This is a genomic window from Nostoc sp. (genome assembly GCF_041747015.1).
In the GTDB taxonomy this organism is placed as follows: domain Bacteria; phylum Cyanobacteriota; class Cyanobacteriia; order Cyanobacteriales; family Nostocaceae; genus Nostoc.
In genome coordinates this window covers 1-11,049 of record NZ_JBGTFY010000431.1, presented here as the reverse complement: position 1 = coordinate 11,049, position 11,049 = coordinate 1, and the positions used below count along the sequence as shown (strand labels likewise).

The window sequence follows — 11,049 nt, the reverse complement described above, 5'->3', positions numbered from 1 at the left end:
GGTTGATGCCGACACAGCCAAACGGTTAGGGATTAAAGTCGAGCCTGTCCAACGTCAGCGGCTAGCCATTGGCATTAAAACCACTGGACAAATAGAGACTCTTCCTAACCAAAAAGTAGAAGTGACTACCCCAATTGAAGGCGCGAAAGTTGTTGAATTGTTGGTGGAACCTGGTGCATCAGTAAAGCTTGGTCAACCTGTTGCTATAGTTACTAGTCCAGGCTTGGTTACATTACGCGTGGAATCTCAGGACAAATTAGCACAAGGTCAAGCTGATTTACAACAAGCGGAAGCTGACTTAAGACTAGCTCAACAAAACTACGAGCGATATCAACAAATAGCAACCTCTGAAATTGCTCAAGCACAGAGTCAAGTTGACTTTGCTCAAGAAAAGTACAACAAAGACAAGCAGTTAGCCACTGAAGGTGCTTTACCCCAACGCAATGCCTTGGAATCTCAAACCCAGCTAGCCCAGGCAAAAGCCGAACTTACCAAAGCTAACAGCCGTCGGGACGTTATCGCAGCAGAAAATCAACTCAAACGCGCCCAAGCATCAGTTCAACTAGCAAAGTCAAATATAAATCGCAGTAATACTAGTTATCAAACTCGACTTGCTCAATTGGGAAATCTTCCCAATGCTAAGGGATTAGTAACAGTAACCGCTCCCATCTCCGGTAAGGTTGCTGATAGAGAAGTAACTATTGGTCAAACTTTTAATGATGCGGGTGGCAAATTGATGACGATTGTCAATGATAGTCGGCTTTTCGCCACAGCTAACATTTATGAAAAAGATTTAAACAAGGTAAGAAATGGTCAAAGGGTGACTCTAAAAGTAGCCAGTATGCCTGAGCGTACCTTTTCTGGACGAATTTCCCGGATTGGTACATTAGTAGAAGGAGAAACAAGAGTTGTACCAGTACAAGCAGAGATAGAGAACTCAAGCGGACAACTCAAGCCAGGAATGTTCGCAGAGCTAGAAGTTTTAACAGACCAAACTTCCTCTGCTATTTCAGCTATTCCTAACTCAGCAGTGGTTGACGCGAATGGTAAAAAAGTTGTTTATGTGCAGAATGGTAATGCTTACCAAACAATTGAAGTGACTTTAGGGCAAACCTCTGGAGATATGGTTGAGGTTAAGAGTGGCTTATTTGAAGGGGATATGATTGTTACTCAACGCGCACCACAACTTTATGCACAATCATTGCGGGGTGGTACTAAGACAACAGAAGGTGAGACAAAAGAAGCTCCTGCACAAGCGACTGAAGTTAAAACGCCCAGTTTACCAGTACCGTTGTGGTTGCTAGGAGCGGGTGGAGGAGCTGCAATAGCTGCTGTAGGTTTCATGGTAGGTCGTCGTAGCAAGCCTCAACTAATTCCAGTAGGGGCGGAACTTGCCTATGATGTACCAGAAGATTCTATAAATGGTTCTACAAACTCAGATAATAACCACCGCGCGGCTCATCAACAGTCAAAAGTCATAATCGTCAGTAAAAATACCCAACAATAAAGATGCTCAGTGCCATTATTAAGTGGGCGATCGCTCGCCGTTGGTTAGTTATTCTTGGTACAATTATCCTCACAATTTGGATATTTCGGACGATTATCCAAATGCCCTTGGATGTTTTCCCTAACTTTGCACCACCCCAAGTTGAAATTCAAACCGAAGCCCCAGGACTCGCCCCCGAAGAATTAGAATCCTTGGTAACTTTACCAATTGAAAGTGCAATAAACGGTACTCCTGGAGTGACAGCAGTACGCTCATCTTCAGCAGCCGGAATCTCTGTGGTCAAAGTTATTTTTAACTGGGAAACTGATATTTATCAAGCTCGCCAGCTAGTAACAGAGCGATTACAACAAGCGCAAAGTAAGCTGCCGTCAGGAGTAGAGACCCCGCAAATTTCCCCTACAAGCTCTCCCATTGGGACTGTATTACAATACGCTTTTACATCAGAAAATACTTCTTTGATGGAAGTGCGGCGCATTGTTGATTGGCAAGTGACAAACCGCCTTTTAGCTGTCCCTGGCGTTAGTCAAGTAGTCGCGTATGGTGGCGATGTTCGCCAATATCAAGTATTAGTTGATCCAGCAAAGCTAAGAGCCTTCAATGTCACTTTAGAAGACGTAGAGCAAGCTGCATCTGCTGCTAATGTCAACGCTCCAGGTGGTTATTTAATTACTCCTGATCGAGAAAAGTTAATTCGGGGAATTGGGCGAATTGAATCTATCGAAGAATTACAGCAATCAGTAATTACTGCTCGTAATGGTACGCCTGTCAATATCTCCGATATCGCTGATGTGCAAATTGGTGCGGCTATTAAACGGGGTGATGGTAGTTTTAACGGTCAAAAGGCGGTTATTGTAATGATTAATAAACAGCCTGAATCCGATACTCCTACTGTCACCCGTGCTATAGAGTCGGCAATGTTAGAGATTCAAGCCGGTTTACCCAAAGATATCAAAGTCACACCTACTTTTCGACAAGAAAACTATATTGATTCTTCTATTGAAAATGTTCGAGAGGCTTTAATTGAAGGTAGTATTATTGTTGCCTTAATTCTAATTCCATTTTTAATGAATTGGCGAAATTTAGCTATTTGTTTAACTGCTCTACCTTTATCTTTATTATTAGGAGTGCTACTACTAAATTGGTTGGGACAAGGTTTAAATACTATGACTTTGGGAGGGTTAGCAGTAGCGATTGGTTCAGCCGTTGATGATGCAATTGTCGATGCCGAGAATGTCTACCGCAATCTACGAGAAAATAAATACTCCCCTAACCCGCGTCCGGTTTTGGATGTTGTATTTGAGGGTTGTCAAGAGGTACGCGATTCAGTCTTTGGAGCCACTATTATTACCATAGTTGTGTTCTCCCCAGTTTTTGCTTTGGCTGGTGTAGAAGGCAGCATTTTTATCCCAATGGGATTGGGCTATATGGCAGCAGTTATAGCCTCTAGTATCACAGCGTTGACGGTAACTCCGGCTTTATGTGCAATCTTATTACCTTATGGTCGTTTGCCAGAAACAGAACCTTGGGTTGCAAGATTTTTTAAGAGGCTCTACTATCCTTTATTAACATTTTCTCTGCGGCATTCGGGAATTGTTATAGGCGCTGCGATCGCAAGTTTGGTGGCTGCTACTGTAATTGTCCCTTCCTTTGGCAGAATATTTTTACCAGAGTTTCAAGAGCAAACTTTGGTAAATACCCTAACTCTTTATCCGGGGGTTTCTCTGGAAGCTACTAATGCAGCTGGTGAAACACTTCAGCACGCACTCAAGGGAGACGCTAGATTCCCCTACGTGCAGTTGCGTTCTGGACGTGCGCCAGGAGACGGGGATGCAGCCGGGGTGAATTTAGGACACTTAGATATCGAGTTAAGCGACGTAGGACTGAAAGACAGGGAAGGGACAATTGAGAAGTTACGGGAGGAATTTGCTAAATTACCAGGGGTAGCGCCAAATATTGGTGGTTTTATCTCGCATCGTATGGATGAGGTATTGTCTGGGGTGAGGAGTGCGATCGCAGTCAAAATTTTCGGCCCCGACTTAGAAGAACTCCGCACCATTGGACAGCAAGTTGATGATGTGATGAAAACCGTGAATGGGATTGTAGATTTACAACTAGAACCCCAAATACCGATTGAACAAATACAAATTAAGTTCAACCGACTTGCGGCTTCACGATATGGTTTGACAGTAGGTAAACTTTCCGAAATTATTGAAACTGCTCTCAATGGACGAGTAGTATCTCAAGTTTTAGAAAAACAACAAACTTTCGATTTAGTTGTGTGGTTAAAGTCAGATGCACGGCAAAATCTAGATACGATTCGCAATTTGTTAGTTGATACTCCTAACGGTCAAAAAATTCCTTTAGCACAGGTTGCCACAATTGAAAATGGTACTGGACCTAATACTATAAATAGAGAGAATGTATCCCGATTGATTGTTGTTTCTGCTAACGCTAATGGTAGGGATTTGCGCTCTATCGTCAATGAAATTCAAGCTAAAGTTAAACAGCAAGTACATCCACCCTCTGGTTACTATATCCAGTATGCGGGACAGTTTGAGGCAGAAGAAAGAGCAACTCAGAATATTTTAATTTCGAGTGCGATCGCCTTTGTCATAATTACAATAATTATGTACCTTTCTGTCAAATCTATCCCTTCTACAGCCATGATTATGATTAACTTACCTTTGGCGTTGGTGGGGGGAGTATTTTCAGTAGCTTTGACTGGTGGCGTTATTTCTATTGCTTCTTTGGTTGGCTTTATCACTTTATTTGGAGTTGCTACCCGCAATGGTTTGTTACTTGTGGATAATTACAACACTAAATTTGCTGAAAGAATGCCAATAAAAGAAGTTTTAATAAAAGGGACAATGGAAAGGCTTAATGCCATCTTAATGACAGCTTTTACCTCAGCTTTAGGATTAGCACCTTTGATAGTTGAGAGCGGCCCTGGTAAAGAAATTTTGCAACCTCTTTCAATAGTGGTGTTAGGTGGGTTATTTACTTCTACGGCTTTAACTTTAATGGTCTTACCAGCTTTATATGCTAACTTTGGTAAGTTCTTGCTACCTAAACGTACTAATTCAGTTGTAGAGGATGGCAAAGTACCAAAAGCAGTTTTTGAGCAATGATAAATACCAAAAGAATTCTATCTACTAGAATCCTGGCAAGGCAATTTTCCTAGCTTTGATAAATATGCCCCCTCCCCCCATTTTTGTTAAAATATTGATATAAAAGACTTCTATAACTATGCCCCCCTGATAAATGAATACCTTGACATTTTTCCGTAGTTTGAGAAATCCGGTATTTGCAAGGCTGTACACTGCTCAGACCACTAGTTTATTAGGCGATGCACTTACTTGGGTGGGTTTAGCCCTTCTAGCCTTTGACTTAGCTGGAAAGAATGCAGCAGTTGTGCTTTCAGTAGCCTTTACTCTGCGTGTTACTGCTTTTGTGTTGCTGTCTCCTCTTGCAGGTGCGATCGCAGACCGCTTTGATCGTAAGAAAATCATGGTCGTTACCCATATTTTCAGAATGTTAATTGTGGGTATGTTGCCTTTTGTGACGCAAATTTGGCAAGTTTACGGATTAATATTTGCGCTTAACATTTTTAATGCTTTCTTTACCCCAACTTACCAAGCTACAATTCCATTAGTCACGGGTGAGAATGACTATGCAGGCGCGATCGCTCTTTCGGCTGCTACTTTTCAATTACTTGGTGTACTTGGCCCTGGTATAGCTGGGAGTATCGCCGCCTTCATTGGTGCGAGACAAGTTTTCTATTTGGATGCTCTCAGCTTTGCGATCGCGGCAATCCTCATCTTCACCCTACCAGGTCAGCTCGTCGTTGCACAAAATCAACAGCCTTCCAGGACAACACGCCAAATATGGGGAGACATTAAAGACGGTACAACTCGCCTGCTTACAGATACACCTATTCGTTACGCGCTAGGGATGCAGTTAGTCGCATCAATTGCCGGAGCGCAAATCTTAGTAAATACTGTTGGCTATGTCCAAGGTACACTCAAGTTGGGAGAAGTGCAGTATGGCTGGGTGATGGCGGCTTTTGGAATTGGTGCAACCGTGTGTGCAGTTATTTTTGGTACGTTCAATAGAAGTTTGCCACGGACAACGTTTGTTTTTATTGGTGCAACTTTGATAACATTGGCTTTGTTATCTGCCAACTACGCAAATTTAACAGTATTGATGCTTTTATGGCTGGTGGCGGGTGCAGGGCAAAGTTTAGTGAACTTACCCACCCAGACATTAATTGCAGAACGCATCCCGACTGCTGTACAAGGACGAGTTTATGGCGCACACTTCGCCTGGAGTCATCTTTGGTGGGCAATCTCCTACCCTCTTGCAGGTTGGTTAGGAAGTCACTTTGCTGAACGTGAGTTTCTTTACGGTAGCTTAGTGGGCTTGATGCTGCTAGTGGTAGTGCAAATTACCCTCTCGCCTCATCCGCATGAACACGAACATCTCCACTATCCTAATGTGCATGAACATAAACACATCCACGATGAATACCATCAGCATAACCACAATGAGGGGATGGCTGTAGGCGAGCCTCACAACCATCTTCACGAACACACGATGATTACTTATCACACTCACCCTCACACTAGGGATATTCACCATCGCCATAGTCATTAAATTGCTGTTGCCAATCTTTACTAATGCTATACGAAGGCGTAGTTGTAATGAAGTAATGACTTAAAGCCTATCTAAAAACCATGGAAGGAATTCAAAACCTATCTGCCGGTGCCTTAGAAGCTTTTATGCCCATTTATGCCGTGCAGGTTTGTGGCTTCTCTGCTTTTCAAGCCGGGATGCTCTGGGGCGTTCAAATCTTGGTCACGGTTCTTTCTAAACCTTATATGGGACGAACTTCTGACCGCTTGGGACGACAACCTCTGCTGTTTTGGGGAATGTTTGCCTGTGCCATTCCCTTTGCTCTGATTCCCTGGTTTCAAAACTATGCTGTGCTGTTAGTTTTAGCCGCCGTGTTTGGAGTCGGAAGGGAGTGACGAAATTTGCTACTTTGTGCAGGGTACAGGAGATGTGATTGTTGGTAATGAAATTGCTGCTGTTCAACCTGGAGTCTGGTTAATTTTCTACGTATTAGACGATACAATTTTTACTGCTAGCGTAAAAATGCTACCTTTTCCCACCTGACTTTCAACTTTCAGATTCGCTTGATGTTTTTGGGCGATCGCCTGAGCAATCGCCAGTCCTAACCCCGTTCCTCCTGTTTTACGAGAGCGATCGCCATCAACACGGTAAAATCGCTCAAAAATTCGATTCTGTTCAGCAAGCTCAATCCCAATCCCCGTATCTTTCACCGCAATTACAGCAGTATGATCACAGGTTACTAAGCTGACGGTCACATATCCTCCTGTGGACGTGTACTGGATGGCATTAGCAATCAAGTTTGACACTAAGCGGTAAAGTTGCGATTCGTTACCTAGAGCGTAAACCTCGAAAGTGGGAATTTGGTTGGTCAAATGAATATCAGAAGCAGTGGCAAGCTCTAAAAATTCTTCGGTCAAATCGCTAACCAAATCATTTAAGCAACAGGGCTGAAATGGTTTTGCCCCTAAATTTTGCTCAAGTGAATTTTGCTCAAGACTGGTCAACAAGAGTAAGTCTGCGATCAAATGGCTCAACCTTCGCCCCTGCCGCTCAACAGTATGGAGCATCATTTGGATATCTTGCTGATTTGATTGCTGTATGCGGAGGATAGCTTCCACAGTTGCCAAGAGGCTAGCAAGGGGCGATCGCAGTTCATGAGCAGCATTAGCGGTAAACTGTTGCTGTTGCTGATAGGACTGGTAAATCGGCTGCATGGCTAATCCTGAGAGCCACCAACTGGAGGTAGCAACCAAGCTCAGGGCAATAGGCAACCCAATCGCCATAATCCATTGAATTCGACTGATTTCAGCATCAAAAGGTTCTAAAGTGCGCCCAATTTGCAAATAGCCCCAGGATGAATGGGCGTTGGGTTCATTAGCCAGATGATGGGTATGGGCACTATGCAAAATCGTGGTGAATTGGTGATAGCGAATTCCCTTAGCTGTGCGAAAGGTTTGCCATGAGCTGCGGTTGAGAGTTTTAGGCAGAGATAACGGTTGGTTGGGTGAAAAAGCGAGGAGTTTCCCTTGATGATTGAATAAACGAATATAGTATGTGGTGCGATCGCTGATCCCGATGGTGTGCTGTTGAATCAGTGTCGGGGTAGCATTGCAGGGTTGCCCACTCAAACAAAGATCGGGAAACATTTGTTGCAGCACAGCAGTCGGCTCTTCAGAAGCAGGCAGCAGCGGTTCTACGCTATCGTGTAAGGTTCCGGCGATTGACTCAATTTCGCGCTTCATTGCTGTCCAGTTTGACTGTACCATTGCTCGATACATACCAAAGCCAGAAACACTCAAAATCACGCCCATGACTCCGGCATACCAGAGAGCTAACCGTAGACGACTGCGCCGAAAAAGTGAGTAGTTATTCATGGCTGAGAATGAAGTTGGGAGTTAAAGCGATAGCCTGCGCCTAGAACAGTTTCAATCGGACAGGGGCAGCCATGATTTGCTAACTTCCGACGTAGTAGGCGCATTTGAGCAGCAACCACATTGCTAATTGGCTCCTCGTCCATGTTCCAAAGTTGATGACGCAATTTGCTACCGGGGATGATGCGATTGGGGTTCTGCATCAAATACATCAGCAGCTGAAATTCTTTGGTTGTTAAGGGAATGACTAGGGGGGTGCATTTGTCTGAATTCACTTGCAGTACATTGTTTGCCGCATCAAGGGTAAATCCGGCGACGGTTAGGGTAGGCGGTTGTAGTTGAGGCGATCGCCTCTGAAGCGCCCGCAACCGCGCCAGCAATTCTTCCATCACAAACGGTTTGACTAAATAATCATCGGCTCCCGCATCCAGCCCTGCCACGCGATTTTCAGGCTGACCCAAAGCAGTGAGCATCAATACTGGTAAAGGATTTTGGTGCAATCTCAGCCTCTGACATAACTCTAGTCCCGACAGTCCGGGAAGCAGCCAATCGACGATGGCGACCGTGTAGTCTGTCCACTGGCTTTCAAGACAGAGCCATGCCTGAGCGCCATCTGGCACCCAATCCACGACATATCTCTCGCTAATCAGGACTTGCTTGATTGCCAATCCCAAATCTGTTTCATCTTCGACCAGTAAAATTCGCATTGCTCCAGGGAAATCAACCACGAGCTTGATCTTACAGAAACATTTGCCATTTCACCTGGATTTCATCTGTCCTTTGGCAAACTAGGAAGAACTTTTGTTTAACTGAAGATGATTAAATTTATACAACCATTTAAAGACAAAGAACGTTTCCTTGCCCTTATGGGTGTTGCAATAGTTCTGGCTGCAAATTTTGGGATAATTCCCGAGGCGATCGCACATGGTGTAACTTCGGGCGATAAAGGCTACATCCAGGAAAGCACGGGCGTGCTACCCATACCCTTTATTTATCTGGGTGCAAAACACATGATGACGGGCTACGATCATCTGCTGTTTTTATTGGGTGTGATCTTTTATTTATATCGCCGTAAGGATGTGACAACTTATGTGACCCTGTTCGCAATAGGCCATGTGATTACACTGTTATCTGGCGTGTTGTTCAAAATCGGTATCAATGCTTATATTATTGATACCATTATTGGGTTTTCGATTGTCTACAAGGCACTCGATAATATGGGTGCATTTAAACGCTGGTTTGGGTTTCAACCGAATCCCAAAATGGCGACACTTATATTTGGGTTATTTCATGGTTTCGGTCTTGCGACCAAAATACTCGAGTACGAGCTTTCACCCGATGGGTTGTTTTTCAATCTCATCTTCTTCAACATCGGCGTTGAGATCGGGCAGGTTTTGGCACTGGGAGTCATCCTGATTGCCATCACTTATTGGCGAAAATCAAAGAGCTTCATGCGCCATGCCTACGCCGCAAATGTTTTTTTGATGATGCTGGGATTTCTGCTGATGGGATACCAGATCACAGGCTATTTCGTATCTTAAAATCCAACGGAGAACATAGTTGTTATGAGCAAGTCAAATATACCCACAGATAGAGAGCTTCCGTCAACAAACCAGCTCATCAAATCAACTATTCTGGCGGCAGCGACAGCAGGAGTATTGCTGATAACCGTCGTCATGCCCGCCGAATACGGCATCGACCCCACCGGAATCGGCAATGTCATCGGCTTAAAAAAAATGGGCGAGATTAGAGTTTCCCTAGAGAAAGAAGCGGCGGCAGATCAAGCCAAGAATTTAAGTGCCAATACTGAGGAGAAACAGGGCGAGATCAAGATTGATGCTGCAACAACACCTAAGCCCACAACTGCTGGTGCAGCTATTTTAAATCATGAAATGCAGGTTAAGCTTGCCCCTGATGAAGGTAAGGAAATCAAGCTTGACATGAGTAAAGGCAATAAAGTGCAATACACTTGGTCTACAGATCGTGGCAAAGCCAATTTTGATCTACATGCCGACTCTCAAAAACTAAACATCAATTATTATCAGTACAGCAAAGGATCTGAGCAACGCAAAGAAGGGGAATTTGAAGCAGCCTTTGATGGTTCACATGGTTGGTTTTGGAGAAACCGGACATCTAACACAATTACCATTACCCTTAAAACTAAAGGTGAATATACTGATATTAAACAGAAATAAGGAGGAAATGCGCGATTTTTAATTGGCGGCGGTCAAGAACTGTTGGTGCGCGGCATTGGGCAGGTGAAATCAATTGAAGACTTGCAGCAATCTGTGGTTAAGGTGCAAGATGGTAAACCGATTTTGGGCGTTGCATAAATGCGGGATGAATCAGTTAAACACAGGTATTTCTCTATACTTCAAGTAATGAAGTAATAATCTAATTGAATATTTAAGCATATCTACTGATTTGGAATAGCACAATGTTTTTCGATGTAAGCGTGCCAGATAATGACGTAAACGTGTATTTTCACCTTCTACTCTAGTCATATATGTTTTACTGACGATATGATCTCCTGGCTCAATAAAACTGGGGTAGACTTTCCATCCATCAGTAACATAAAAATAGCACTGCCAGCAGCAAACAATGTCCCACAAAGGTTTAAATGTTTCAGCACTGTGATCTCCTAAAACCCAAGCTAAAATTCCTTCTCTGCGAGACGCTACGCGAAGACGGAAGTGATTTACTGCTGTCCATAGCCAAATTTTGTTTTTTTTGACCCGACGAAAGTCTCTAATTCATCTAGTTCTCCAAATAAGTGGAATCTCGTTAATTGGCGGGGCATCTGGCAGTTTTTCACCAATTTGTTTCAGCCAATAAATTACAGTTGTGTGATGAACACCTTTGGAGCGCTCAATAGCTCGGAATCCCTCACCATTAACGTATGCTTTTAAGCATTCAATTTTGATCTCATCTGAGTATCCTTTTGGTGGGTTGTATACATCTATAAATTGACGACCACATCTGACACAAATGTGATTTTGTTTACCTCTTCGCTTACCATTTTTTCTAATCTCCGTAGAC

Annotated in this window: 8 protein-coding genes and 1 pseudogene; 6 read left to right on the top strand and 3 right to left on the bottom strand. The window is 43.6% G+C overall.

Annotation, left to right across the window (positions count from 1 at the left end; all coding sequences use genetic code 11):
• From ACEW80_RS34025 to ACEW80_RS34010, 4 genes are all read left to right on the top strand, one after another.
• Positions 1–1,507 (top strand): efflux RND transporter periplasmic adaptor subunit (locus ACEW80_RS34025; protein ID WP_373530840.1); only part of this gene is annotated, 1,507 nt, incomplete at its 5' end.
• 2 nt (positions 1,508–1,509) lie between these two features.
• Positions 1,510–4,635, top strand: coding sequence for an efflux RND transporter permease subunit (locus ACEW80_RS34020; RefSeq protein ID WP_373530839.1), 3,126 nt, complete (start codon positions 1,510–1,512; stop codon positions 4,633–4,635).
• Positions 4,636–4,768: 133 nt separating this feature from the next.
• A complete protein-coding gene (locus tag ACEW80_RS34015; RefSeq protein WP_373530838.1) occupies positions 4,769–6,160 on the top strand; it encodes an MFS transporter in 1,392 nt (463 codons plus the stop codon).
• Between the two features lie 80 nt (positions 6,161–6,240).
• Positions 6,241–6,534: an MFS transporter gene (locus ACEW80_RS34010; protein ID WP_373530837.1), complete on the top strand. Its 294-nt coding sequence runs from the start codon at positions 6,241–6,243 to the stop codon at positions 6,532–6,534.
• 87 nt (positions 6,535–6,621) lie between these two features.
• Here the strand turns inward: ACEW80_RS34010 and rppB are convergent, their stop codons facing one another.
• Both rppB and rppA read right to left on the bottom strand, forming a co-directional pair.
• On the bottom strand, positions 6,622–8,013 hold the full coding sequence (gene rppB / locus ACEW80_RS34005; protein WP_373530836.1) for a two-component system sensor histidine kinase RppB: 1,392 nt from the start codon (positions 8,011–8,013) through the stop codon (positions 6,622–6,624).
• Positions 8,010–8,717, bottom strand: coding sequence for a two-component system response regulator RppA (rppA, locus tag ACEW80_RS34000; protein ID WP_373530835.1), 708 nt, complete (start codon positions 8,715–8,717; stop codon positions 8,010–8,012). The genes rppB and rppA overlap by 4 nt, the downstream gene beginning before the upstream one ends.
• A 159-nt stretch (positions 8,718–8,876) precedes the next feature.
• On the opposite strand from rppA, the gene ACEW80_RS33995 reads away from it, so the two are divergent.
• Complete coding sequence (locus ACEW80_RS33995) at positions 8,877–9,551, top strand: HupE/UreJ family protein (protein WP_373530841.1); 675 nt, start codon at positions 8,877–8,879, stop codon at positions 9,549–9,551.
• 24 nt (positions 9,552–9,575) lie between these two features.
• Positions 9,576–10,205 carry a transmembrane anchor protein gene (locus tag ACEW80_RS33990; RefSeq protein ID WP_373530834.1) on the top strand — a complete coding sequence of 210 codons (630 nt, stop codon included), beginning with the start codon at positions 9,576–9,578 and terminating at the stop codon, positions 10,203–10,205.
• Between the two features lie 150 nt (positions 10,206–10,355).
• Here the strand turns inward: ACEW80_RS33990 and ACEW80_RS33985 are convergent.
• A pseudogene (locus ACEW80_RS33985) lies at positions 10,356–11,049 on the bottom strand (IS1 family transposase); the annotation flags it as partial.

Coding starts and splice junctions, on each gene's coding strand:
- ACEW80_RS34020 (WP_373530839.1), top strand. CDS start 1,510: ATGCTCAGTGCCATTATTAAGTGGGCGATCGCTCGCCGTTGGTTAGTT.
- ACEW80_RS34015 (WP_373530838.1), top strand. CDS start 4,769: ATGAATACCTTGACATTTTTCCGTAGTTTGAGAAATCCGGTATTTGCA.
- ACEW80_RS34010 (WP_373530837.1), top strand. CDS start 6,241: ATGGAAGGAATTCAAAACCTATCTGCCGGTGCCTTAGAAGCTTTTATG.
- rppB (WP_373530836.1), bottom strand. CDS start 8,013: ATGAATAACTACTCACTTTTTCGGCGCAGTCGTCTACGGTTAGCTCTC.
- rppA (WP_373530835.1), bottom strand. CDS start 8,717: ATGCGAATTTTACTGGTCGAAGATGAAACAGATTTGGGATTGGCAATC.
- ACEW80_RS33995 (WP_373530841.1), top strand. CDS start 8,877: ATGGGTGTTGCAATAGTTCTGGCTGCAAATTTTGGGATAATTCCCGAG.
- ACEW80_RS33990 (WP_373530834.1), top strand. CDS start 9,576: ATGAGCAAGTCAAATATACCCACAGATAGAGAGCTTCCGTCAACAAAC.